21 protein-coding genes and 1 other annotated feature are annotated in these 23,465 nt (G+C 52.7%); of the genes, 10 read left to right on the top strand and 11 right to left on the bottom strand.

The genetic code is table 11. The features are described from left to right. The first annotated feature begins 256 nt into the window (after nucleotides 1-256). Both gndA and ugd read left to right on the top strand, forming a co-directional pair. Nucleotides 257-1,663, top strand: a complete 1,407-nt coding sequence (gene gndA / locus HCK03_RS08525; protein ID WP_123551675.1) for an NADP-dependent phosphogluconate dehydrogenase — start codon at nucleotides 257-259, stop codon at nucleotides 1,661-1,663. A gap of 239 nt (nucleotides 1,664-1,902) precedes the next feature. Next, on the top strand, nucleotides 1,903-3,069 hold the full coding sequence (ugd, locus tag HCK03_RS08530) for a UDP-glucose 6-dehydrogenase (RefSeq protein WP_115192277.1): 1,167 nt from the start codon (nucleotides 1,903-1,905) through the stop codon (nucleotides 3,067-3,069). A 404-nt stretch (nucleotides 3,070-3,473) separates the two neighbouring features. Here ugd and HCK03_RS08535 read toward each other — a convergent pair whose 3' ends face one another. Beyond that, nucleotides 3,474-3,596: a small membrane protein gene (locus tag HCK03_RS08535; RefSeq protein WP_143716129.1), complete on the bottom strand. Its 123-nt coding sequence runs from the start codon at nucleotides 3,594-3,596 to the stop codon at nucleotides 3,474-3,476. A gap of 376 nt (nucleotides 3,597-3,972) precedes the next feature. After that, nucleotides 3,973-4,977, bottom strand: a complete 1,005-nt coding sequence (locus HCK03_RS08540) for an NAD-dependent epimerase (RefSeq protein ID WP_167691404.1) — start codon at nucleotides 4,975-4,977, stop codon at nucleotides 3,973-3,975. 1,126 nt (nucleotides 4,978-6,103) lie between these two features. Between HCK03_RS08540 and rfbB the strand changes: the two genes are divergently transcribed. The 8 genes from rfbB to HCK03_RS08580 all read left to right on the top strand — a co-directional run bounded on the left by rfbB (nucleotide 6,104) and on the right by HCK03_RS08580 (nucleotide 15,988). After that, the gene (gene rfbB / locus HCK03_RS08545; RefSeq protein ID WP_041146378.1) at nucleotides 6,104-7,168 is read left to right on the top strand and encodes a dTDP-glucose 4,6-dehydratase; all 1,065 of its coding nucleotides are present in this window, start codon (nucleotides 6,104-6,106) and stop codon (nucleotides 7,166-7,168) included. Nucleotides 7,169-7,185: 17 nt separating this feature from the next. Further along, the gene (rfbA, locus tag HCK03_RS08550; RefSeq protein WP_041146377.1) at nucleotides 7,186-8,055 is read left to right on the top strand and encodes a glucose-1-phosphate thymidylyltransferase RfbA; all 870 of its coding nucleotides are present in this window, start codon (nucleotides 7,186-7,188) and stop codon (nucleotides 8,053-8,055) included. A gap of 32 nt (nucleotides 8,056-8,087) precedes the next feature. Continuing rightward, complete coding sequence (gene rfbD, locus HCK03_RS08555; protein WP_076945663.1) at nucleotides 8,088-8,978, top strand: dTDP-4-dehydrorhamnose reductase; 891 nt, start codon at nucleotides 8,088-8,090, stop codon at nucleotides 8,976-8,978. Nucleotides 8,979-8,992: 14 nt separating this feature from the next. After that, nucleotides 8,993-9,547 carry a dTDP-4-dehydrorhamnose 3,5-epimerase gene (gene rfbC / locus HCK03_RS08560; protein WP_041146375.1) on the top strand — a complete coding sequence of 185 codons (555 nt, stop codon included), beginning with the start codon at nucleotides 8,993-8,995 and terminating at the stop codon, nucleotides 9,545-9,547. A 105-nt stretch (nucleotides 9,548-9,652) separates the two neighbouring features. Beyond that, nucleotides 9,653-10,483 carry a glycosyltransferase family 2 protein gene (locus HCK03_RS08565; protein WP_041146374.1) on the top strand — a complete coding sequence of 277 codons (831 nt, stop codon included), beginning with the start codon at nucleotides 9,653-9,655 and terminating at the stop codon, nucleotides 10,481-10,483. A 30-nt stretch (nucleotides 10,484-10,513) separates the two neighbouring features. Beyond that, on the top strand, nucleotides 10,514-11,347 hold the full coding sequence (locus tag HCK03_RS08570; RefSeq protein ID WP_041146373.1) for an ABC transporter permease: 834 nt from the start codon (nucleotides 10,514-10,516) through the stop codon (nucleotides 11,345-11,347). Beyond that, nucleotides 11,337-12,665 (top strand): ABC transporter ATP-binding protein, encoded by a 1,329-nt coding sequence (locus HCK03_RS08575; protein WP_167692408.1) that lies wholly within the window; start codon nucleotides 11,337-11,339, stop codon nucleotides 12,663-12,665. The genes HCK03_RS08570 and HCK03_RS08575 overlap by 11 nt, the downstream gene beginning before the upstream one ends. Further along, complete coding sequence (locus HCK03_RS08580; RefSeq protein ID WP_228283766.1) at nucleotides 12,665-15,988, top strand: GT99 family glycosyltransferase N-terminal domain-containing protein; 3,324 nt, start codon at nucleotides 12,665-12,667, stop codon at nucleotides 15,986-15,988. Before HCK03_RS08575 ends, HCK03_RS08580 begins: the two co-directional genes overlap by 1 nt. A gap of 110 nt (nucleotides 15,989-16,098) precedes the next feature. Here the strand turns inward: HCK03_RS08580 and hisIE are convergent, their stop codons facing one another. The 9 genes from hisIE to hisL form a co-directional block, all read right to left on the bottom strand. Continuing rightward, nucleotides 16,099-16,698, bottom strand: a complete 600-nt coding sequence (hisIE, locus tag HCK03_RS08585; protein WP_041146370.1) for a bifunctional phosphoribosyl-AMP cyclohydrolase/phosphoribosyl-ATP diphosphatase HisIE — start codon at nucleotides 16,696-16,698, stop codon at nucleotides 16,099-16,101. Further along, entirely contained in the window at nucleotides 16,692-17,468 is a 777-nt protein-coding gene (gene hisF, locus HCK03_RS08590; protein ID WP_076945659.1) for an imidazole glycerol phosphate synthase subunit HisF, read from the bottom strand. Before hisF ends, hisIE begins: the two co-directional genes overlap by 7 nt. Then, nucleotides 17,450-18,187, bottom strand: a complete 738-nt coding sequence (gene hisA / locus HCK03_RS08595; RefSeq protein WP_076945658.1) for a 1-(5-phosphoribosyl)-5-[(5-phosphoribosylamino)methylideneamino]imidazole-4-carboxamide isomerase — start codon at nucleotides 18,185-18,187, stop codon at nucleotides 17,450-17,452. The genes hisF and hisA overlap by 19 nt, the downstream gene beginning before the upstream one ends. Further along, nucleotides 18,187-18,777, bottom strand: coding sequence for an imidazole glycerol phosphate synthase subunit HisH (hisH, locus tag HCK03_RS08600; protein ID WP_041146367.1), 591 nt, complete (start codon nucleotides 18,775-18,777; stop codon nucleotides 18,187-18,189). The genes hisA and hisH overlap by 1 nt, the downstream gene beginning before the upstream one ends. After that, nucleotides 18,777-19,844 carry a bifunctional histidinol-phosphatase/imidazoleglycerol-phosphate dehydratase HisB gene (gene hisB, locus HCK03_RS08605; RefSeq protein WP_118842210.1) on the bottom strand — a complete coding sequence of 356 codons (1,068 nt, stop codon included), beginning with the start codon at nucleotides 19,842-19,844 and terminating at the stop codon, nucleotides 18,777-18,779. The genes hisH and hisB overlap by 1 nt, the downstream gene beginning before the upstream one ends. Further along, nucleotides 19,841-20,902, bottom strand: coding sequence for a histidinol-phosphate transaminase (gene hisC, locus HCK03_RS08610; protein ID WP_167691405.1), 1,062 nt, complete (start codon nucleotides 20,900-20,902; stop codon nucleotides 19,841-19,843). The genes hisB and hisC overlap by 4 nt, the downstream gene beginning before the upstream one ends. After that, on the bottom strand, nucleotides 20,899-22,203 hold the full coding sequence (gene hisD, locus HCK03_RS08615) for a histidinol dehydrogenase (protein WP_167691406.1): 1,305 nt from the start codon (nucleotides 22,201-22,203) through the stop codon (nucleotides 20,899-20,901). The genes hisC and hisD overlap by 4 nt, the downstream gene beginning before the upstream one ends. 57 nt (nucleotides 22,204-22,260) lie before the next feature. Further along, a complete protein-coding gene (gene hisG, locus HCK03_RS08620; RefSeq protein WP_041146363.1) occupies nucleotides 22,261-23,160 on the bottom strand; it encodes an ATP phosphoribosyltransferase in 900 nt (299 codons plus the stop codon). 46 nt (nucleotides 23,161-23,206) lie between these two features. Further along, nucleotides 23,207-23,329 (bottom strand) — a sequence feature (His leader region). Then, the gene (gene hisL / locus HCK03_RS08625; protein WP_115193915.1) at nucleotides 23,305-23,355 is read right to left on the bottom strand and encodes a his operon leader peptide; all 51 of its coding nucleotides are present in this window, start codon (nucleotides 23,353-23,355) and stop codon (nucleotides 23,305-23,307) included. (Overlaps the previous feature by 25 nt.) Nucleotides 23,356-23,465 lie beyond the last annotated feature (110 nt).

Consider the following 23,465-nt stretch of genomic DNA (forward strand, 5'->3'; position numbering starts at 1 on the left):
GTTATACAAAACCTTACTATCTATTTTGACATGGGCAATTTAGTTGGTGTGTCATTCTGTGCGCTTTAGTAATTATCCCATTGCTGAATGATTAGTTGTAGTTTTCGCGAACGGGAATCAAAATATATACATGGTATTTGACATTCTAGTGTGGCCTTAATTTTTAGGCTATGCGCCTCACCTGCTTTGAGCTAACATAATCATCACATTTAAGCTGCGAGCGTGTCGCAGTGACCACACCAGACAGGAGTATGTAATGTCCAAGCAACAGATCGGGGTTGTCGGTATGGCAGTGATGGGGCGCAATCTTGCGCTCAACATCGAAAGTCGTGGTTATACCGTCTCTGTTTTCAACCGCTCCCGTGAAAAGACTGAGGAAGTGATTGCCGAGAACCCTGGCAAGAAACTGGTCCCGCATTATACAGTCAAAGAGTTTGTTGAATCCCTCGAAACTCCGCGCCGCATCCTGTTAATGGTCAAAGCGGGTGCCGGCACTGATAGTGCGATCGATTCTCTCAAACCGTATCTGGATAAAGGAGACATCATCATTGATGGTGGTAACACCTTCTTCCAGGACACCATCCGCCGCAATCGTGAACTGTCTGCTGATGGTTTTAACTTCATAGGTACCGGTGTTTCTGGCGGAGAAGAGGGCGCACTTAAAGGCCCATCCATTATGCCTGGCGGTCAGAAGGAAGCCTATGAGCTGGTAGCGCCAATCCTTGAGCAGATCGCCGCCCGAGCGGAAGATGGGGAGCCTTGTGTTGCCTATATTGGTGCTGATGGTGCAGGCCACTATGTGAAAATGGTTCATAACGGCATTGAATACGGCGACATGCAGCTCATTGCAGAAGCGTACGCTTTGCTGAAAGGTGGTCTGGCCCTTTCTAATGAAGAGCTGGCTACAACCTTCACTGAGTGGAATCAAGGTGAGTTAAGCAGCTACCTGATAGATATTACTAAAGACATCTTCACTAAAAAAGATGAAGAAGGTAAATACCTGGTTGACGTGATTCTTGATGAAGCGGCCAACAAAGGTACAGGTAAATGGACTAGCCAGAGTTCTCTGGATCTGGGAGAACCTCTATCCCTAATCACTGAGTCCGTATTCGCTCGCTACATCTCTTCTCTGAAAGATCAGCGTGTTGCCGCTTCTAAAGTGTTGACTGGTCCGCAGGCGCAACCGGCTAGTGATAAAGCAGAATTTATCGAGAAAGTGCGTCGTGCTCTTTATCTGGGTAAAATTGTTTCCTATGCGCAGGGCTTCTCTCAGCTGCGTGCTGCATCTAATGAATACAGCTGGGACCTGAACTACGGCGAGATTGCTAAAATCTTCCGTGCTGGCTGCATCATTCGTGCCCAGTTCCTGCAGAAAATCACAGATGCTTACGAAGAGAATGCAGGGATTGCTAACCTGTTACTGGCACCGTACTTCAAACAGATTGCTGATGAGTATCAGCAGGCGCTGCGTGATGTCGTTGCATATGCTGTGCAGAATGGTATTCCGGTACCAACTTTCTCTGCTGCTATCGCATACTACGACAGCTATCGCTCTGCGGTTCTGCCGGCTAACCTGATTCAGGCTCAACGTGATTATTTTGGTGCGCATACTTATAAGCGTACCGATAAAGAAGGTGTATTCCATACCGAGTGGATGGAATAATCACAGCTTGTTAAGCTAATTAAAACCCGGTTATTTCATGGCCGGGTTTTCTCTATCAAGTGCTTTCAATCCAAACACTCTTGTTGTGATTGTCCGTCCCCCCTTAAGCTATTCAGTTTGCTCTCATACAAAAAGGTCTGTCTTGACATACAGTCAGTCGGAGAGTAAAACCGCCACAAGTGTAGATTTCCAGGGTGGCAAATTGCCATTGTCCAGTTAACTGATTAAAGTGTGATCGAATGAAAATTACTATTTCCGGTACCGGTTATGTTGGTTTATCGAACGGCATCCTGATTGCGCAAAACCACGAAGTGGTCGCGCTTGATATCGTTCAGTCCAAAGTAGATATGCTTAACCAGAAGATTTCTCCGATTGTCGACAAAGAGATCCAGGAATATCTGGCCGAAAAGCCGTTGAATTTTCGTGCGACAACTGACAAGCAGGACGCTTATCGTAATGCTGACTATGTCATTATCGCTACCCCGACTGACTACGATCCAAAAACGAACTATTTTAATACATCTACCGTTGAAGCCGTCATCCGTGATGTAGCAGAGATTAACCCTGCGGCGGTAATGATTGTTAAATCAACTGTTCCCGTTGGTTTTATCCGTGATATTAAAGAGCGTCTAGGGATTGATAACGTTATTTTCTCCCCAGAGTTCCTGCGCGAAGGCCGTGCGTTGTATGACAACCTGCATCCGTCTCGTATCGTTATTGGTGAGCGTTCCGAACGTGCTGAACGATTTGCCAATCTTCTAAAAGAAGGGGCGATTAAACAGGATATCCCAACGCTGTTTACTGATTCGACCGAAGCCGAAGCGATTAAACTGTTTGCCAATACCTACCTTGCTCTTCGCGTTGCCTATTTTAATGAGCTGGACAGCTATGCTGAGAGCCAGGGTCTTAACAGCAAGCAGATCATTGAAGGTGTGTGCCTGGATCCGCGCATTGGGAACCACTATAACAATCCGTCGTTTGGCTATGGTGGCTATTGCTTACCAAAAGATACAAAGCAGCTGCTGGCAAACTACGAATCGGTACCGAACAACATCATTGGCGCTATCGTTGATGCTAACCGTACCCGTAAAGACTTTATTGCCGATTCTATTCTTGCCCGTAAGCCGAAGGTGGTTGGCGTTTATCGTCTGATCATGAAGAGTGGATCAGACAACTTCCGTGCGTCCTCTATCCAGGGAATCATGAAGCGTATTAAAGCCAAAGGTATTCCGGTTATTATTTACGAACCCGTCATGCAGGAAGAGGAGTTCTTTAACTCTCGAGTTGTTCGTGATCTGGAAGCTTTCAAGCAGGAAGCTGATGTCATCGTGTCCAACCGTATGGCAGAAGAACTTGCTGACGTCGCTGATAAGGTTTATACCCGCGATTTGTTCGGCAACGACTAGCATTTCGCTGACCATGACTGGCGGTACCTGCCGCCGGTCTGTTTTAACCATCCCTCCTCAACCCTCCTCAACCCTTCTAGCCTCTTCCTCTACTGTTACCTGGCACCACTAAAATTGTGATGTATCCCGTAATCTAACATTCCATCCATTGCACCGTCTGAACAGGTCGGATATGTTGAATCTACCTTGTGAAGAGCTACCGTCACTGTGATGTAGATGCTGGAGATAAGCGCCGGAAGGTAAAACGAAGCCTGCAATGCAGGCTTTTGTTATTTTTGTAGCCTGATGAACCAGGTATATTACTAACTAAATTGCAGATTAATTATTAAAGGAGTCTGTACCGAAAAAAAACACGGCTGCTCTTATTAAATCTTATTTCAGGTGCCAATGTGCTGACACTGCGACTACCATTGACGTTTATTGAACGATAATTTCGTTCTTTTTCTATCCTTTAAATAAGAAATTAAAAAGTAAATGGAAACGGCAAGTAGTATGGCAGCAACAACCAAGAAAAATAAGTTTTCCATATGATCTACCAGAGCGAAGTTACGGGAGTAAGTGATTAGCTTGCAATTAAAAGATCGATAAAAATTATCTTTATCACACTAACATATCTTCTTTCTAAGAAGATTCCTATACGCTAATTGTGTTTTTTTTATGGAGAATGAAAAACTATACTTTCAAAAGAAAACTGGCTCGTGCTCCGGCTCTTTGGTGAAAGTGACAATTTTAGTCTGCCATAACGAGGTAAGCGCGCTTCAATTGAAAGAAGGGCAAGGATACCGTGGTTGAAGATATGAGACTTTCCGCAGCAGTGAACAAGGTTACGCGTAAGAGGGGAGGAGCGATACCAGAAGAGAGAACCGCAGCTATGCTGCTGCGGTTGAGAAACTGATTGCCCGATTATGCCTTGTAATAGGCCTTGTACCAGTCGACAAAATTCTGCACACCTTCTTTGACGGTGGTCTGCGGCTTGAAGCCAACAAGATCGTACAGCGGTTTGGTATCCGCGCTGGTGTCAAGCACGTCGCCCGGTTGGATAGGCATCATGTTTTTCTCTGCGATCATTCCCAGCGCTTCTTCCAGGGCGGTGATGTAATCCATCAGTTCAACCGGGGAGCTGTTGCCGATATTGTAAACCCGATATGGAGCCGAGCTGTCTGCCGGAGAGCCATTCTCGACGGTCCACTCCGCGTTCGCCTGCGGGATAACATCCTGAACGCGTACAATGGCTTCCACAATGTCGTCAACGTAGGTGAAATCACGCTTCATCTTGCCGTAGTTGTACACGTCAATACTCTTGCCTTCCAGCATAGCTTTGGTGAATTTGAACAACGCCATGTCAGGGCGACCCCACGGGCCGTATACGGTGAAGAACCGCAGCCCGGTAGTCGGTATGCCGTAAAGGTGGGAGTAGGTATGTGCCATAAGCTCATTGGCTTTCTTGGTGGCGGCATAGAGTGAAACCGGATGGTCGACCGAGTCATCGGTTGAGAACGGCATTTTACGGTTCAAACCATAGACGGAACTGGACGATGCGTACAGCAGATGTTCGACCTTATTGTGTCGGCAACCTTCCAGAATGTTCAGATAGCCGATCAGGTTGGAGTCAGCATAGGCATGAGGATTTTCAAGCGAGTACCGAACGCCAGCCTGAGCGGCCAGATGGATCACGCGGTTAAACTTCTCTTCTGCGAACAGTTCTGCGATGCCCTGGCGATCGGCAAGATCGACTTTATGGAAACTGAAAAGGGAGGAGTGCAGTAAATCCAGACGCGCCTGCTTAAGATTGACGTCGTAGTAATCATTCATGTTGTCGATACCAACAACCTGATGACCCGCCTCAAGAAGGCGCTTGCAGGTGTGGAAACCGATAAATCCTGCGGCTCCAGTGACTAAAAACTTCATGTTAATCCTCCGGGTTCGTTGTTTCCCGTTATATATAATCGTCGATTTTACACCGGGTTGCCTTAGGGGTCATCTGCTTTCCCGTTACAGGATCTTCATAAAGCGGTCAGAGCGGGGCAGCGCTTGAGGAGCAGCGATCGTTTTTGCGGCATATCTACTGTATTATCCTATCAAATAGAAATCATTATCATTTGTATGTAACTTAGCATCATAATAATACCTATAGTTTCTTATACTAATAATTGATGTTCCGCCGATAAAGTACTCAATATGAGATTGAGCATGCCCTGCTGACTATATTGTTACTGATTATATAATTTCCGAGCATTCCGCCGCTGAATGCTCGTGATTCCTATGTCAATTGAGCTTTTTTTGATTTTTTTAATTACATATCAATTGGTTATGTCCTTTATTTTGAATTGTGTAAATAATGTATCCTTATTGTTTGCTTTTCACATGAATTGATTTGCCATGCTTTTTGATTTTTATTCTTAGTTACCAGCGTTATAATGCGCGGATAATCTATGTGTCCCAGGAGTGTTGCTTTACAGGGTAACGCTTCCTCGGAACATCCGGTGAGCCGTGTGACAAACCCGGAAATGGATACTCTTTATCTGGGGGGGAACAATATGAGCAATGTTCTGGAACGTTGCGTCAGTTTGGCTACCCTTGATGCTTTAGTGATGCGTACAGCAGCTTTACTGGCTCGTGCAGTCGGCTTTCAACGACCGTACCGGTGATGTTGGTGAACCCTGGAGCTTGCTAAATGAGAAAGTCCCGATAGATAGCCGGCAGCAAAACGGGGAGAGTAGCGCTCGCGCATTTACTGTCCGGTTGTACGGCGTAGGGCCTGAAAACAGAGATATGGCTTGCGAGATATATCTCTGTTTTTAGTTGTTTATCGCGGGTCTGCCAGCCTGTTTTGTTTGTGGCGGCAGAACGCAGCGTAAAGGCCAGCCGTCAGGTAGCAGCAAGAGCATGCTGTGACTGACTGGCCAAAGCCATAATCATGAAAGTAGTACAGCAGCGTTACGCGCTTTGGTTGCGATAGCCAATGGCGGTAGCGTGCCTGAAATTTATGATATATGTTGATTAGCATATAACTATTTGAAAAATGAGATAAAGTATGAAGATCCTTGTTACGGGTGGCGCGGGTTTTATCGGTTCCGCCGTTGTTCGTCATATTATTGAAAATACCCAGGATGACGTTCGCGTCGTGGATTGCCTGACGTACGCGGGTAATCTCGAGTCTCTGGCATCCGTTGCCCAAAATGAACGCTATTCGTTTTCACGCACGGATATCACCGACGCGCAGGGGATCGCCGGGCAGTTCAGTGAGTTTCAGCCTGATATCGTGATGCACCTGGCGGCTGAAAGCCACGTTGACCGCTCTATTGACGGTCCTGCAGCCTTTATCCAGACTAACCTGATCGGCACGTTTACGCTGCTTGAGGCGGCGCGTCACTACTATCAGTCGCTGAACGAAGCGCAGAAACAACGCTTCCGCTTCCACCATATCTCCACCGATGAAGTCTACGGCGACCTGCACGGTACCGATGACCTGTTCACGGAAGAAACCTCCTACGCACCAAGCAGCCCGTACTCGGCCTCGAAAGCCGGTAGCGATCATTTAGTGCGCGCCTGGAACCGCACCTACGGACTGCCGGTGGTGGTGACTAACTGCTCGAACAACTACGGTCCGTATCACTTCCCGGAAAAACTGATCCCGCTGACTATTCTCAACGCGCTGGCGGGCAAACCGCTGCCGGTCTATGGCAACGGTGAACAGGTCCGCGACTGGCTGTACGTCGAAGATCACGCGAGAGCGCTGTATAAGGTGGCTACCGAAGGACATAGCGGCGAAACCTACAATATCGGCGGCCATAACGAGCGTAAAAATATCGATGTGGTCAGAACCATCTGCGCCATCCTTGATAAAGTGGTGGAGCAGAAGCCGGGCAATATCAGCCACTTTGCCGATCTCATTACCTTTGTCAAAGACCGCCCGGGCCATGACCTGCGCTACGCTATCGATGCGGCTAAGATTCAGCGCGACCTCGGCTGGGTGCCGGAAGAAACGTTCGAAAGCGGCATTGAAAAAACGGTGCACTGGTATCTGAACAATCAGACCTGGTGGCAGCGCGTGCTGGACGGCTCCTATGCCGGCGAGCGTCTTGGTCTGAATAACTAATTAAGGTGGATTGCAGGATGAAAGGTATTGTTCTGGCCGGCGGTTCCGGCACCCGCTTGTACCCGATTACTCAGGGCGTGTCGAAACAACTGCTGCCGATTTACGACAAACCGATGATTTACTACCCGGTTTCGGTGCTGATGCTTGCCGGTATCAGGGACATCCTGATTATTTCCACGCCGGAAGATATGCCGGCGTTCCAGCGTCTGCTGGGCGATGGTTCGCAGTTTGGCGTCAACTTCTCCTATGCAATCCAGCCGTCTCCGGACGGTCTGGCGCAGGCCTTTATCATCGGTGAAGAGTTCATCGGCAATGATTCCTGCGCGCTGGTGCTGGGCGATAATATTTACTTCGGGCAAAGCTTCGGTAAAAAACTGGAGGCCGCGGCCAGCAAAACGTCGGGCGCCACCGTCTTTGGCTACCAGGTTCTCGATCCTGAACGCTTTGGCGTGGTGGAGTTTGATGAAAACTTCAGGGCGCTGTCGATCGAAGAGAAGCCGCTGAAGCCGAAATCAAACTGGGCGGTAACCGGCCTCTATTTTTATGACAACGACGTCGTAGAGATGGCGAAGGAAGTGAAGCCTTCCGCGCGCGGCGAGCTGGAAATTACCACCCTCAACCAGATGTATCTGGAGCGTGGCGACCTGCAGGTTGAACTGCTGGGCCGCGGTTTTGCCTGGCTTGATACCGGTACCCACGACAGCCTGATGGAAGCCTCTCAGTTCATCCACACCATTGAGAAGCGCCAGGGTATGAAAGTGGCCTGCCTGGAAGAGGTAGCCTTCCGTAATAAATGGCTGTCTGCAGAAGGGGTTGAGGCTCAGGCCGAGCGGCTGAAGAAAACGGAATATGGCGCTTATTTGAAACGTCTGCTCAATGAGCGTTAATCGTCTGCCGACCAAATACAGGGTATGAATTAATGAAAATTTTACTTATTGGCAAAAATGGTCAGGTTGGCTGGGAGCTGCAGCGCTCGCTGTCCACGCTGGGTGAGGTGGTCGCCGTTGACTATTTCGATAAGGAACTATGCGGCGATCTGACGGATCTTGCCGGGATTGCGCAAACCGTCCGCCAGGTTAAACCGGATGTGGTTGTCAATGCGGCCGCGCATACGGCGGTGGATAAAGCCGAAAGCGAACGCGAGCTATCCGATCTACTGAATGAGCGGGGCGTAGCGGTACTGGCGGAGGAGTCGGCGAAGCTGGGAGCCCTGATGGTGCACTACTCCACCGACTATGTCTTTGATGGAGAAGGCGAGCATTATCGCCCCGAAGACGAGGCCACCGGGCCGCTGAACGTTTATGGCGAAACCAAGCGCGCAGGTGAACTGGCGCTGGCGCAGGCGAACCCTCGCCATCTGATTTTCCGTACCAGCTGGGTCTACGCGACGCGTGGGGCCAACTTTGCCAAAACCATGCTGCGCCTGGCGGGCGAAAAAGAGACGCTGTCGATTATTAACGACCAGCACGGCGCGCCGACCGGTGCCGAGCTGCTGGCGGATTGTACCGCCATCGCCATTCGTGAAGAGCTGCGTAACAGGGCGGTTGCCGGGACCTACCATCTGGTGGCCAGCGGTGAAACCAGCTGGTATGACTATGCCCGCTTTGTCTTTGATGTGGCGCGGGCAAACGGTGTGCAGCTGGCCATCAAAGAGGTTAACGGGATCCCTACAACGGCTTATCCAACGCCAGCAAAACGTCCGCTGAATTCCCGCCTGTTGAATGAGAAATTCCAGCGGGTATTTGGCGTAACGCTCCCGGACTGGCGCCAGGGCGTTGAGCGCGTTGTTGTTGAAGTTTTAGGTAAGTAGGTAAATACACAAGCATGAATATTATTAAAACAGACATTCCTGAGGTCTTAATCTGCGAGCCGAGAGTCTTTGGCGACGCGCGCGGATTTTTCTTTGAAAGCTTCAGCAGCAAGATCTTTGATGAGGCGGTAGGCCGCAAGGTTGAGTTTGTGCAGGATAACCACTCGCAGTCGCAGAAAGGCGTGCTGCGCGGGCTGCACTATCAGCTGGCCCCGCATGCGCAGGGTAAACTGGTGCGCTGCGTTGAAGGCGAAGTGTTCGACGTTGCCGTCGACGTACGTCGCTCATCGCCGACGTTTGGTCAGTGGGTTGGGGTTGTGCTGAGCGCGGAAAACAAGCGTCAGCTGTGGATCCCGGAAGGGTTTGCACACGGATTTATGGCGCTGAGCGAGACGGTGCAGTTTGTCTATAAAGCGACCAACTACTACGCACCGCAGTCGGAGCGCAGCATTCTCTGGAACGATCCGCAAATTGGCATTGAGTGGCCTGAGCTAAGCGGCTGCGCGCTTTCATTGTCAGAGAAAGATATGCAGGCTCATACTCTGGCAACCGCTGAAGTATATGCCTGACCGTAAGTCATTTGTAGATTTGATATGCTTAACGCATCCTCTTTTATTCATTAAGAATTATAATAATAATTAAATAGCGATGTTTACTCTAAAGGTAATAGATTCATGACTTATGAAGCAATGAAGCCGAAGATAATCGCTTCTATTGTATTATTTAATCATTCCTATGATGATATTAAAGATACGTTGATCTCGTTATGTCATGAGAGTGGTGTTGAAAAAATTGTCTTAGTGGATAATGGCGGATGTCAATGGGTTACAGAGCTGAGCGAACCGAAAATCAGTTATATCAAATCTCCTTATAACTGTGGGTTCGGTGCTGGTCACAATTTGGCAATCAAAGCTAATACTGATTTTGATGGTTATTTTCTGATTTGTAATCCGGATGTTAGTTTTGACAGAGGCGAGCTGGATAAATTATTGTCCTTCGCCTGGGATAACCAGTTCCCCTTTGTCTCACCTACCATTCTCTATAAAAATGGGGATCGGCAATACAGCTGTCGCTTACTGCCCACGCCGGTTAACCTGTTTTTAAGGCGTTTTTTACCCACCACTGCGCTGAAGTTTGACGTTGAGTACGAGCTGATGGATGCCGAGTACGATAAGGTTTTCTCACCGCCTTCGGTCTCCGGCTGCTTCATGCTGCTAACGAATAGTTTGCTCCAGAAGCTGAATGGTTTTGATGAGCGCTACTTCATGTATTTAGAAGACGTTGATCTATGTCGCCGCGCGCTGCCGTTCACTAAGATATATTATTTCCCGGATGCGACAATTATTCACCTTTTCAATAAGGGGTCATATAAAAGCAAGCTGTTGCTTTGGTATCATGTTCGCTCTGCGATTTCCTACTTTAATAAGTGGGGATGGTTTTTTGACCGCAAGAGGCATGCGTACAATAAAAAAGCGCTGCTTGAAATTCCCCGGAAGTTAGGTTGATTGTTCAGATAATTTTATTACGAGTTTAAAATGAAAAACCCGCATCAAAAACTTTCATCATCACCCGTAGAGATTGCACGTAGTATTTTTGGCCATCGGGGGATCATCCTCCAGATGGCTAAACGGGATGTTATCGGAAGATACAAAGGTTCGGTGATGGGCCTGCTTTGGTCCTTCCTGAACCCGCTATTCATGCTAACCGTATATACCTTCGTGTTCTCCGTGGTGTTCAAAGCTCGCTGGTCCGCCGGTGGCGATGAGAGCAGAACGCAGTTTGCGATAATCCTGTTTGTCGGTATGATCGTGCACGGTTTCTTCAGTGAGGTCATCAATAAGGCGCCACTGATCATCCTTAGCAACACTAACTATGTTAAAAAGGTCATATTTCCGCTTGAAACCTTGCCGGTGATTTCCCTGCTGGCGGCTCTTTTCCATACCTGCATTAGCCTGTTCGTTCTGCTGGTGGCCTTTGTGCTTTTTAACGGCTATTTGCACTGGACGATTGTGTTCCTGCCGCTGGTTTTCTTCCCGCTAGTCATCTTCTGTCTTGGCTTATCGTGGATCCTCGCCTCATTGGGCGTTTTCCTGCGCGATGTCAGCCAGACTACGGTGATTATCACCACCGTCATGATGTTCTTATCTCCGGTATTTTTCCCGATTAGTGCCTTGCCTGCGAAATATCATATTTGGATTATGCTCAACCCGCTGACCTTTATTATTGAACAAGCCCGAAGCGTTCTGATTTGGGGCGGTATGCCTAATTTCCTGGGTCTTTTACTCTATTCCATGGGCGCCGCAGTTGTCGCCTGGCTGGGTTTTGTCTTCTTCCAGAAAACAAGGAAGGGATTTGCTGATGTCCTCTAATGAAATTGCTATCCAGGTCACTAATCTGAGCAAATGCTATCAGATCTACGCCAGTCCGACCGATCGTTTAAAACAGTTTTTTGTGCCAAAAATTCAGCAGGTTGCCAGAAGAGAGCGCAACTGCTATTTCCGCGAGTTCTGGGCATTAGACGATGTCTCCTTCAGCATCAAGAAGGGAGAAACCGTCGGTATTATCGGCCGTAACGGGGCGGGTAAATCGACGCTTCTGCAAACGATCTGCGGAACCTTAACGCCTTCTGCAGGAGAAGTCCGGGTCAACGGGCGTATTGCCGCTCTGTTGGAGCTCGGTGCTGGCTTTAACCCCGAGTTTACCGGGCGTGAAAACGTCTATATGAACGGTTCGGTGCTGGGGTTAACGAAAGAGCAAATTGCTGCAAAATTTGCTGAGATTGAAGAATTTGCCGACATTGGCCAGTTTATCGATCAGCCCGTGAAGACCTACTCCAGCGGGATGTACGTGCGCCTGGCTTTTGCCGTTCAGGCCTGCGTAGAACCGGAGATCTTAATTGTCGACGAGGCGTTGGCGGTTGGCGACATTGGTTTCCAGTACAAGTGCTATAAGCGGATGGAAGCGCTGCGTGCGAAGGGCGTGACGATCATTATGGTGACCCATTCGACCGGCAGCATTCTTGAATATGCGGACCGCTGTCTGGTGATGGAACACGGTAAGCTTATTGGTGATACCACGGATGTGCTGGCCGCGGTTCTGGCCTATGAAAAAGGGATGATCCTTGCTAACGGGAGCGCGAAGCCAGCTGCAAACCGCGCGGCGGACCAGGGTTCAGCTGAAGAAGTTAGCGTCGAAGAGCTGAAAGCCATCCAGCTGCGCACCACCAATGAGGCCACTGGTGAGAAGCGCTTCGGCAGCGCGCGTGCAATTATTGAAGATCTGACGATTTATAAATCGGATGGCACCACTCTGGCCGAAAAGCCACTGATTAAATCAGGCGAAGAAGTGACCTTTGATTTTACCATTCTGGCTAGCGAAGAAATTAAAGATATCGCGTTAGGCATCTCCATGTCGAAAGCGCAGGGGGGTGATATCTGGGGAGACAGTAATATCGGAGCCGGTTCAGCAATTACCCTGCGACCCGGCCGCCAGCGTATCGTATATAAAGCGACGCTGCCTATTAACTCGGGCGATTATCTCATTCACTGTGGCCTGGCCAAGGTTGGCAACGGCGATCGGGAAGAACTCGATCAGCGCCGTCCGATGATGAAAGTTAAATTCTGGTCTGCAAGGGAGTTGGGTGGTGTGATTCACGCTCCGTTGAAAATTATTTCGAATGGAGAGTAATGATGCTGGCTGTATTTTTACCTCCCTATCCGTTCAGGGGGCTTAAGGCCCCTTATTTATGGATGTTTTATAAATATCTTCACTGCGCAACGGATAGCATTCTGTTTATTACCGGTGAGGATTATCTCAGCGTTACTGATGATGAAGCTCAGCGCGCACGGTGGGAATTTGATCCGGCGTCGATGGCCTCGCTTGGCTATGAACTGCCAAATGCGCAAAGCATGGCGCGTCATGAGTACCTGACGCTCGATAACGCTTTCTACGAAACGCTGCTTTCTCGTCACCATCACGACCCGATTAAATCATTTTCGGCGTTCCTGACCGAGCGGATCCCCGACCTGGAGACAGAACTGCACGCTTTGCTGGATAGCAAAAAAGGCATAATTGACCAGATCGACACTTTTATCTCTATCTGCAACTGTCCCTCCCTGGAGCATGTCGCCAGGACGCTTGGCAAAGAGGTGATGCACATCGAGATTGGCCCGCTGCGAGCACCGATGTATCGCAACACTGCCTATCTGGACTTTGCCGGCGTCAATGGCGGGACCGAAGCCAGCGCTCGCTATGAAAAATGTCAGGCCGAGTTCGATATCAAGGCCTCGCTGGGCGATTTGCACAACTATTTTCTTGAGGTTTTACCGCCCGCAGAAGCGGCCACTCATTCTGCGGCCGGCGTCGTGCTTCAGGTTGAGGATGACTCCAATCTGATCGCCTACAATCACGACTTTACTAACATTTCGCTGCTTTCGTACGTTCGCCAGCGCTATGAAAAAGAGGACATCCTGGTGCGCGCGCATCCGGGTAGCCTGTTCCGCTTAAGGGACGACGTTTTTACAATCGATGACTCAGCCAATAGCCTTGCCTTCATTAATCAGTGCAACGAAGTCTTCACCATTAACTCAAGCGTCGGTCTTGAGGCAATATTAACCGGCAAGAAAACGACGGTTTTAGGTGACTGCTCTTACGCCTTTATCAATGAATTAGCCGGAGCCTCAGCCACGGTCAATGCTGCCGCGTTTTACCTGTTCTCGTATCTGGTTCCTTTCGACCTGGTTTTCAATCAGGAGTACCTCAAATTCAGATTGGGTCATCCGGAAGAGCGCGAGATTGTCGGCAAGCATATCGAATTTTACTCAGCTGATATGCCGGGTAGCCTTTCACAGGCCGCGCATAGCCTGTCATCATTGATAAATGAAGCCATTTCCCAAGACAAAGCGATGAGAAAGATTTTAGAAAACTCCCTGCAAGAACATAACAAACAGCTCGACCTGTTAAAAAACCAGCTGGCTGCAGAAGCGGCCGAACGTGAGAAGCTCGCGGCTACCCTCGCGCAGCTGCAGGATGCGGAAGTCGCCGAACGTGAAAAACTCACCACCACCCTCGCACAGCTGCAGGATAAGGTTGAGGTTGCGGCGCACGCCAAAGCCGGCCTGATGTCGGCTATGGAAACGAAGCAAGAAGAGATCAACCGCATGCGTAACAGCCTGTCATGGAAGCTGACCATGCCGGTACGTATGTCGGGCCGAATTTGCCGCGGTGAATTTTCTACGATAAGGGCGATGACTCGCTATCATGCAACCTCGGGTAACGGGACGCTATCGCGCTTCCTGCTTTCCGGTGGCCTGCTGTCAAAATCGAAGTATAAAACCGCGCTGCGCCTCATTATGTCCGGTAACTGGAAAGGGGCGGCGGACGGTTTTAAACGCGTATTCAACCGCGCGGCGACGGATTCCGCGCCGGCAGCGGCGTTCCTTGATAACGGCGATGTGCGTATTCTCGCAACGCAGCACACATTATTCGTTGCTCATCTTATCGAGAAGAGTCTGCTTGAGAATGGCCTTACTGCGCAGGTCAGTACGTCATACGTTGAGGAACATGACAGCGGTCAACTGCATATCGTCGTCTGTCCGCAGATGTTTAAGCAGCTGCCTAAGCACTATATCGCTTTCCAGATGGAACAATCGGTCAACTCAAGATGGTTTACCGAGGAGTATTTTGCCCGCCTGAATAACGCGGTAGCGATATTTGATTACTCGCTGAAAAATATCGAATACCTTCTGCAGCAGGGAATTCCCTATCAGAAGCTGTTCTATATGCCGATCTCCAGCTACGCGGACTATCCCGCTTATCTCACGCAGATCGGCTATGACCTGAGCGATCGCAAGGGCGATAAGGCTGCTGATGTTTTATTCTACGGCGATCCTAATTGCGAACGTCGTAAGGCGTATCTGCAGGAGCTGAAGAAGCATTTCAACGTCACCGTTGCTTCCGAAGTGTTTGGCGATCGGTTGACCAAAATGGTCAAGGACGCGCGGGTTGTTATTAATATCCATTACTATGAGGATGCGCTGCTTGAGACGACGCGTTTGTATGAAACGCTGTCATTAGGCACGCCGATCGTGAGTGAAAGCAGTGCGGATATTGAAGAACATCAGGACCTGCAGGGGGTGATTGATTTCTGCCCGGTTGGCGATATTCAGGCGATGGTAGAAAAGCTCCAGACGCTGCTGTCTGATGAGCAACACTACCGCGAGAAGCGGGCGGACATTGCGCGCTTCACCGCTGAAGATAAGAAAAATAACGTCTATCTGAAGCGTTATTTGCTGTCGATTGATAAGCTCACGTTCTCACAGTACGAAAGCAGCTACGCCTTCGATGATATCGAGGAAAGCGATATTCCGCGTCTGTGCCTGTCGCTGTCGGAAACGCCGGTGCGTAGAAAGGCCTTCTTTAAAAGTCCTTCCCACGGATTCAGCTTCTTTGACGGTATTCGCTACCGTATTGGCTGGATTGGCTGCGGGATGAGCTATAAATATATGCTTTCCAGGATGCTGGCCAGCAGGGCGAAAATGGGCATTATCTGTGAAGATGACGTTATCTTCCCGCTTGATTACGACCAGAAGCTCAATAAGATTATCGACCACCTGCAGGCCACTGAGATCAAATGGCATATTTTTGCCGGTATCATCGCTCACCTTCATGACGATACCAAAATCATTGATGTCAGGGAGATTGACGGTATTGAATACGTCTACATCGATAAAATGACCAGCATGGTGATGAATATCTACTCCCGTAGCGGGATGGAGTTGATCTCAAATTGGGATGAAACGAACATCGATGCTGAGACCAATACTATCGACCGCTACGTTGAATCGGCAGAAGATCTGGTGGTCGTGACCACGGTTCCGTTCCTGGTGGGCTATGCGGAAGAGCAGCAGTCTACGCTGTGGGGCTTTGAAAACTCGCAGTACACCTCGCTGATCAAGGCCAGTGAAGAGCTGCTGGCGAAGAAGGTCGCGGAGTTTAAGCGCAACCGCTAGCCATCGTCGACGGCCTCAGGTGCCGCATAGCAAAAGGCCGGAAGCTGAACCGGATCCTTCATAAGGATTGTTCAACTTCCGGCCTTTTTTATGTCTTAAATCCGCCGGGTTTACTGATGACGGCTTTTTAAGTTGGCGATGATGTCTTGCAGGGAGAGCTCCTGATCCTGCAGCAGCACCATCAGGTGATACATCAGGTCCGAGGCCTCGTTCTTCAGCTCAAACCGGTCATGCACCGTGGCGGCCAGCGCCGTTTCCACGCCTTCCTCGCCAACCTTCTGCGCAATGCGCTTGGTGCCGCTGGCGTACAGCTTCGCGGTATAGGAGCTCTCCGGGTCGGCGTGCTTACGCTCGGCCAGCAGCTGCTCCAGCTGATACAGGAACAGCCACTGGTGTCCCGCTTCGCCGAAGCAGCTGGACGTGCCCTTGTGGCAGGTTGGGCCAATCGGATTAACCAGTACCAGCAGAGTATCGTTGTCGCAATCCGGCGTGATGCTCACCACGTTGAGGAAGTTGCCGGAGGTTTCGCCCTTGGTCCACAGGCGCTGTTTGGTGCGCGACCAGAAGGTTACCTTTCCGCTCTCTTCGGTCTTCGCCAGCGCTTCCTGATTCATGTAGCCATGCATCAGTACTTCGCCGGAAATAGCGTGCTGTACGATGACCGGCATCATGCCGTCGGTTTTTTGCCAGTCCAGCTGTTCAGTTAACATACCCTAATCTCCACGCCCTGTGCTGCCAGGTACGCTTTCAGTTCACCAATATTAATAATCTGCTTGTGGAACACCGATGCGGCCAGCGCGCCGTCGACGTTGGCGTCGCGGAAGGCTTCAAGGAAGTGTTCCATCGTGCCGGCGCCGCCGGAGGCGATCAGCGGCACGTGGCACACGGCGCGGACTTTGCTCAGCTGCGCAAGATCGTAGCCGTTACGCACGCCGTCCTGGTTCATCATGTTCAGCACGATCTCTCCGGCCCCGCGCTTCTGCACTTCCTCTACCCAGTCGAGAGTTTCCCACTGAGTCACCCGGGTGCGGGCTTCGTCGCCGGTGTACTGATTAACGTGGTACTTGCCGGTATCGGCGTCGAACCAGGTATCGATACCCACCACGATGCACTGCACGCCAAAGCGTTCGGCGAGGCGGGTAATTAGCGTCGGATCGGCCAGAGCAGGGGAGTTAATTGAAATCTTGTCTGCGCCAAAAGAGAGGATCTGCGCCGCGTCTTCCAGCGACTTAATCCCGCCGGCGACGCAGAACGGAATATCGATAACTTCCGCCACCCGGGAAACCCAGCTTTTATCGACCACCCGGCCATCGCTGGAGGCGGTGATATCGTAGAAGACCAGCTCATCCGCGCCTTCGTCGGCGTAGCGCTTCGCCAGCGGGACGATATCACCGATGATTTCATGATTACGGAACTGCACGCCTTTCACTACCTGGCCGTCGCGAACGTCGAGGCAGGGGATTATCCGTTTTGCCAGCATTGAATGGCCTCCGTTACGTTGAATTTATCTTCCAGCAGGGCGCGGCCGACAATGACGCCGCGAACGCCGGTTCCGCGCAGCGCGGCGATATCGTTAAGATCGCCGATGCCGCCGGAGGACTGGAACGCGACCTGCGGATAGCGGGCGCACACCTCTTCATATAAAGAGACGTTAGAACCGGCCAGGGTGCCGTCGCGGGAGATGTCGGTGCACAGCACGTGCTGCAGGCCAACCGGCAGATAGCTTTCTACCAGCTCCTCGAGGGTCACCCCGGAGTTTTCCTGCCAGCCGCTGACCGCCACCTGCTTATTACCCTCGGCATCGATGCGCACGTCGAGCGCCAGCACCAGATGCTGCGGGCCGAAACGTTTGAACCAGCCCTTCACCGTCTCCGGCGATTTCACCGCCGTAGACCCTACCACCACGCGCGCGACGCCGGCATCGAGCAGGGCCGCGACGTCCTCTTCCGTACGCACGCCGCCGCCGACCTGTACCGGTACGTCAACGCCGGCAACCAGCGTTTTGAGCAGCGCAATCTGTCGCTTTTCAGGATCTTTCGCGCCGGTCAGATCGACCAGGTGCAGCACCTCTGCGCCCTGAGCGGCGTAGGACTGCAGGCGCGGCAGCGGATCGTTACCGTAGTCGCGCTGCTGGCCGTAATCGCCCTGGTGGAGACGGACTACCGTGCCGTCAATTAAATCTAAAGCCGGAATTATCATCACATCTCCAGGAAATTTTTCAGCAGCTGGGCGCCGGCGCTGCCCGAGCGCTCCGGGTGGAACTGCACGCCAAAAAAGTTATCTTGCTGTACCGCGGCGGTGAACGGCTCGCCGTAGTTGCACTGGGCGGTGGTGTGCGGATTGACCGGCATCGCGTAGCTGTGGACGAAGTAGAAATAGGCCCCGTCCTCGATACCGCTGAACAGGCGATTCCCCGCTTTCGGGTACACGCGGTTCCAGCCCATATGCGGCAGCGGCAGCCCGTGGTCGGTCATCTTCGGCACGTCTTCATCAATAATGCCCAGCAGATCGACGCCGTTGCTCTCTTCGCTGCGCCGGCCAAGCAGCTGCATGCCGAGGCAGATCCCCAGCACCGGCTGGGTGCAGGCCTTCACCAGCTCAATCAGCTCGCGGTCGCGCAGCTGGTCCATCGCCGCCTGGGCGGTACCCACGCCGGGTAAAAACAGCTTGTCGGCGCGCAGCACCACGTCCGGATCGCGGCTAACCGCCGGCTGATAGCCGTGGCGGAGAATTGCCGACTTAACCGAATTGAGGTTGGCGCATCCGGTATCGAGGATCACCACGTTCATTACAGCACCCCTTTTGAAGATGGCAGCGTGTCGCCCTGGACGCGGATTGCCTGACGCAGCGTGCGGCCAAAAGCCTTAAACAGGCTCTCGACGCGGTGATGATCGTTCTTCCCTTTGGTTTTCAGGTGCAGCGTCACCGCCATGGTGTAGGAGAGCGAGCGGAAGAAGTGCTCCACCATCTCCGTGCTCAGATCGCCAACGCGCTGATAGGCAAAATCGGCCTTATATTCGAGGTGCGGACGCCCGGAAATATCCAGCGCACAGCGGGCCAGGCACTCGTCCATCGGCAGCACAAAGCCAAATCGGTTGATGCCGCGCTTATCGCCCAGCGCCAGCTTCAGCGCTTCGCCCAGCGCCAGGCCGGTATCTTCCACCGTGTGGTGATCGTCAATATAGAGGTCGCCGCCGACGTTAATTTCCAGGCGGAAGCCGCCGTGGGTGGCTATCTGATCGAGCATATGATCGAAGAAGCCGACGCCGGTGTGGATTTTGCTGCCGCCTTCGCGATCCAGCCAGACCTTCACATCAACCTGGGTCTCTTTGGTGATGCGCTCAACGTGGGCGTAGCGGTCGCGGCGGGTAAGCTGCTCGCAGATGGTCGGCCAGTCGAGGGTCTCGCGGTCGTAGCGCAGGCCGATAATGCCCATATTTTCCGCCAGCTCGATGTCGGTGGCGCGATCGCCGATGACGTAGCTGTTGGCTTTGTCCAGCACGCCTTCTTCCAGCCACGGCAGCACCAGCTGGGTTTTCGGCTTGCGGCAGTCGCAGCCTTCCGTCGGCAGGTGCGGACAAATCAGCACCTCTTCAAAGTTCACGCCCTGGGAAGCAAATACCTGCATCATCAGGTTGTGCGGGCCGTCAAACTCATCCTGCGGCAGGCTGTCGGTGCCCAGACCATCCTGATTGGTGATCATCACCAGCCGATAGCCTTCCTGCTGCAGCTTCAGCAGCGCAGGGATCACCTGCGGTTCAAAGGCCAGCTTTTCAAAGCGGTCTACCTGAAAATCAACCGGTGGCTCGGAAATCAGCGTACCGTCACGGTCAATAAAGAGAAACTTCTGGGTCATACATTCTCCGCAGTCAAAGCGTCAATCACGCGCTGGCTCTCTGCACGGGTACCGATAGTGATACGCAAACAGCCGCTTAATGAGGGTTGTTTATTCTGGTCTCGTAAGATAATGCCCTGATCCCACAAAGATTTAAATACCGCGCTGGAGGCTTTAATGCGTGCGAGGATGTAGTTGGTCTCGGAATCGAAAACCTGCTCAATGCAGGCGATGCCGCGCAGCTGGCCAATCAGGTACTCTCGCTCCTCTACGATCTGCGCGACGCGGGCGCGCATGGCGGCAATCCCCTGAGCATTAAGGGCCTGGGCGGCGATATCGGCGACCGGCGTGGAGAGCGGGTAGGGGGCGATAACCTTCATCAGCAGGTTAATCACCTCGGCGTTAGCCAGCGTAAAGCCGCAGCGCAGCCCGGCGAGGGCAAAGGCCTTCGACAGCGTGCGCAGCACCACCAGGTGCGGATAGTCGCTCAGCCAGCCGGTCAGCGTCGCCTGCGGGCAGAATTCGATATAGGCTTCGTCGGCGATGACAATCGCCTTGCCGCGGGTCATCTCCAGCAGCGCGCGCATATCGTCGGGGTTAATCACCTGCCCGGTCGGGTTGTTGGGGCTGCAGACAAAGACCACCTTCACGCCGTCGAGGTTGGCGGCGATGCCGGGGAGATCGAGCTGCCAGTCGCTTAGGCTCGGCACCGTCCGGCAGGCTACGCCGAAGGTTTCAGTACTGACGCCGTACATGCCGTAGGTTGGCGGGCAGTAGAGCACCGCGTCCTCTCCCGGCTCGCAGAAGGCGCGGATCACCAGCTCAATGCCTTCATCGGCGCCGCGGCTGACCAGCACCTGCTCGGGCTTAACCCCGGCATACTGCGCGTAGTTCTCAATCACCGCTTTCGGCTGGCCTTCCGGGTAGCGGTTCAGCGTTTGCTGAGTTAGCTGGAATTCAACCGCGGTCGGGAATTCGTTGGCGTTGAGCCAGACGTCGCCTTTACCGCCCAGGCGGCGAGCAGACTGGTACGGCGTCAGGTCACGGACGTTAGCGCGGGCTAAATCTTCGATGCTCATGCTTGCTCCTTAAGCGCTGCAACGCGCAGCGTAACGGCATTTTTGTGGGCGGTCAGGCGCTCGGCGGCGGCGAGAATTTCAATCGTTGACGCCAGGGCGGAAAAGCCTTCGCGGGACAGCTCCTGCACCGTCATGCGCTTCTGGAAATCCGCCAGACCGAGGCTGGAACAGGTAGAGGTATAGCCGTAGGTCGGCAGCACGTGGTTGGTGCCGGAGGCATAATCGCCCGCCGACTCTGGCGACCAGTCGCCGAGGAATACCGACCCGGCGCTGGTGATGCTGTCAACCAGCTCGCGCGCCCTGCGGGTCTGAATAATCAGGTGCTCCGGGCCGTACTGGTTGGAGATCTCCACGCACTGCGCGAGGTCGCGCGCCACGATAATGCGGCTGGCTGAGAGCGCCTCGCGAGCGGTTTCCGCCCGCGGCAGCTCCGCCAGCTGGCGCTCAACGGCCTGGGCGACGCGGCGGCCCATTTCAGCGTCGGGGGTCAGCAGAATAACCTGCGAATCCGGGCCGTGCTCGGCCTGCGACAGCAGGTCTGACGCCACGAAGTCCGGCGTCGCGCCGCTGTCGGCAATCACCAGAACTTCTGACGGACCGGCGGGCATGTCGATCGCCGCGCCGTCGAGACGCTGGCTGACCTGACGCTTAGCCTCGGTCACGAAGGCGTTACCCGGGCCAAAGATTTTGTCCACTTTGGCAATCGATTCGCTGCCGAAGGCCAGCGCCGCAATCGCCTGCGCGCCGCCGACGTTAAAGACGTTACGCGCGCCGCACAGCTGGGCGGCATAGAGAATTTCATCGGCAATGGGCGGCGGGGAGCACAGCACCACCTGCTGACAGCCGGCGATGCGCGCCGGCGTCGCCAGCATTAATACGGTAGAGAACAGCGGCGCCGAGCCGCCGGGAATATAGAGGCCGACGGAGGCGATAGGGCGGGTGACCTGCTGGCAGCGCACGCCCGGAAGCGTCTCAACGTCCACGCCCGGAAGCTGCTGGGCGTTGTGGAAGGTTTCAATATTGCGTACCGCAACCGCCATCGCCTGCTTGAGCTCGTCGCTCAGGCGCTCGCCGGCGGCGGCGATCTCTTCGTCGCTGACCTTCAGCGCCTTGACGTCGGTCTTATCAAACTTTGCGCTGTACTCGCGCAGCGCCGCGTCGCCGTTTTGTTTGACGTTATCAAGGATCTCAGCAACGGTGCGTGTGATGCTGTCGGAAGCGGAAATTGCCGGGCGCATTAATAGTTGTTGCTGTTGTTCGGCGCTACAGCTATTCCAGTCGATGATTGTGTTGAAGCTCATGATCGTTTCCCCTGTTTAATCTCTGAGACAGGCCCGGTGGGGCCTGAGCTGGCTGGATTACTCCATCATCTTCTCAATCGGCAGAACCAGGATCGAGCTGGCGCCGAGCGCTTTCAGTTTTTCCATGGTTTCCCAGAACAGGGTTTCGCTGCTGACCATGTGCATCGCGACGCGCTGCTTATCGCCCGCCAGCGGCAGGATCGTTGGGCGCTCGGCGCCTGGCAGCAGAGCCACGACTTCTTCCAGACGCTCGGTCGGCGCGTGCATCATGATGTATTTCGATTCCCGCGCCTGGATAACGCCCTGAATACGGGTCAGCAGGCGGTCAATCAGCTGCTGTTTGGCATCGGCGATGTCGCCATCGCGCTGAATCAGGCAGGCTTTGGAGCGGAACATTACTTCCACTTCGCGCAGGCCGTTGGCTTCGAGGGTTGCGCCGGTAGACACCAGGTCGCAAATCGCATCGGCGAGGCCCGCGCGCGGGGCGACTTCAACGGAGCCGTTCAGCAGGCAGGACTTAAACGAAATGCCTTTCTGATCGAGGTAGCGCTTCAGCAGGTGCGGGTAGGAGGTGGCGATACGCTTGCCGTCCAGCGCCGCCGGGCCGTCCCAGCGCTCGTCCGCCGGCGTAGCCAGCGACAGGCGGCAGCCGCCGAAGTCCAGGCGACGCAGGGTGAAGTAGCGCGGGTCTTCGCCCTGAGCGCGGCGGCTCAGCAGCTCTTCTTCCAGCACGTTTTCGCCGATAATGCCCAGATCGACCACGCCGTCCATAATCAGGCCCGGGATATCGTCATCACGCACGCGCAGAATATCGATCGGCATATTTTCTGCCAGCGCAATCAGGCGCTGAGTGTGCAGATTCACTTTGATGCCGCAGCGGCTCAATAATTCGCGTGAATCTTCGCTCAGGCGGCCTGATTTTTGAATAGCTATGCGTAAACGGCTGTTGTCTAACATTCTTCTTTTCCTCTTATACCTGTCTGAATCTGTCCGAATTTAATTCAAAAAAAAGCCCCCGGAAGTAAATCTTCCGGGGGCTCTCTTTGCGTTCATGCACCTCTGGAAGATCCAAACGTCTTCCAGCACACATCGCCTGAAAGACTAGTCAGGATGATGGTGATGATGGTGGTTTTTAGATTGAACGCAGTTCATAAAATTCTCTTTGAATGACTATGCATTTGATGCCTTTAACCTAAACCAGTTCAGCGGCATAAAGCAAGGGCTTTTTACTATCATTAATTCATTTCATATTCACCGAAGAA

Source organism: Klebsiella terrigena, assembly GCF_012029655.1.
Lineage (GTDB): Bacteria > Pseudomonadota > Gammaproteobacteria > Enterobacterales > Enterobacteriaceae > Klebsiella > Klebsiella terrigena.

Coding starts and splice junctions, on each gene's coding strand:
- gndA (WP_123551675.1), top strand. CDS start 257: ATGTCCAAGCAACAGATCGGGGTTGTCGGTATGGCAGTGATGGGGCGC.
- ugd (WP_115192277.1), top strand. CDS start 1,903: ATGAAAATTACTATTTCCGGTACCGGTTATGTTGGTTTATCGAACGGC.
- HCK03_RS08535 (WP_143716129.1), bottom strand. CDS start 3,596: ATGGAAAACTTATTTTTCTTGGTTGTTGCTGCCATACTACTTGCCGTT.
- HCK03_RS08540 (WP_167691404.1), bottom strand. CDS start 4,977: ATGAAGTTTTTAGTCACTGGAGCCGCAGGATTTATCGGTTTCCACACC.
- rfbB (WP_041146378.1), top strand. CDS start 6,104: ATGAAGATCCTTGTTACGGGTGGCGCGGGTTTTATCGGTTCCGCCGTT.
- rfbA (WP_041146377.1), top strand. CDS start 7,186: ATGAAAGGTATTGTTCTGGCCGGCGGTTCCGGCACCCGCTTGTACCCG.
- rfbD (WP_076945663.1), top strand. CDS start 8,088: ATGAAAATTTTACTTATTGGCAAAAATGGTCAGGTTGGCTGGGAGCTG.
- rfbC (WP_041146375.1), top strand. CDS start 8,993: ATGAATATTATTAAAACAGACATTCCTGAGGTCTTAATCTGCGAGCCG.
- HCK03_RS08565 (WP_041146374.1), top strand. CDS start 9,653: ATGACTTATGAAGCAATGAAGCCGAAGATAATCGCTTCTATTGTATTA.
- HCK03_RS08570 (WP_041146373.1), top strand. CDS start 10,514: ATGAAAAACCCGCATCAAAAACTTTCATCATCACCCGTAGAGATTGCA.
- HCK03_RS08575 (WP_167692408.1), top strand. CDS start 11,337: ATGTCCTCTAATGAAATTGCTATCCAGGTCACTAATCTGAGCAAATGC.
- HCK03_RS08580 (WP_228283766.1), top strand. CDS start 12,665: ATGATGCTGGCTGTATTTTTACCTCCCTATCCGTTCAGGGGGCTTAAG.
- hisIE (WP_041146370.1), bottom strand. CDS start 16,698: ATGTTAACTGAACAGCTGGACTGGCAAAAAACCGACGGCATGATGCCG.
- hisF (WP_076945659.1), bottom strand. CDS start 17,468: ATGCTGGCAAAACGGATAATCCCCTGCCTCGACGTTCGCGACGGCCAG.
- hisA (WP_076945658.1), bottom strand. CDS start 18,187: ATGATAATTCCGGCTTTAGATTTAATTGACGGCACGGTAGTCCGTCTC.
- hisH (WP_041146367.1), bottom strand. CDS start 18,777: ATGAACGTGGTGATCCTCGATACCGGATGCGCCAACCTCAATTCGGTT.
- hisB (WP_118842210.1), bottom strand. CDS start 19,844: ATGACCCAGAAGTTTCTCTTTATTGACCGTGACGGTACGCTGATTTCC.
- hisC (WP_167691405.1), bottom strand. CDS start 20,902: ATGAGCATCGAAGATTTAGCCCGCGCTAACGTCCGTGACCTGACGCCG.
- hisD (WP_167691406.1), bottom strand. CDS start 22,203: ATGAGCTTCAACACAATCATCGACTGGAATAGCTGTAGCGCCGAACAA.
- hisG (WP_041146363.1), bottom strand. CDS start 23,160: ATGTTAGACAACAGCCGTTTACGCATAGCTATTCAAAAATCAGGCCGC.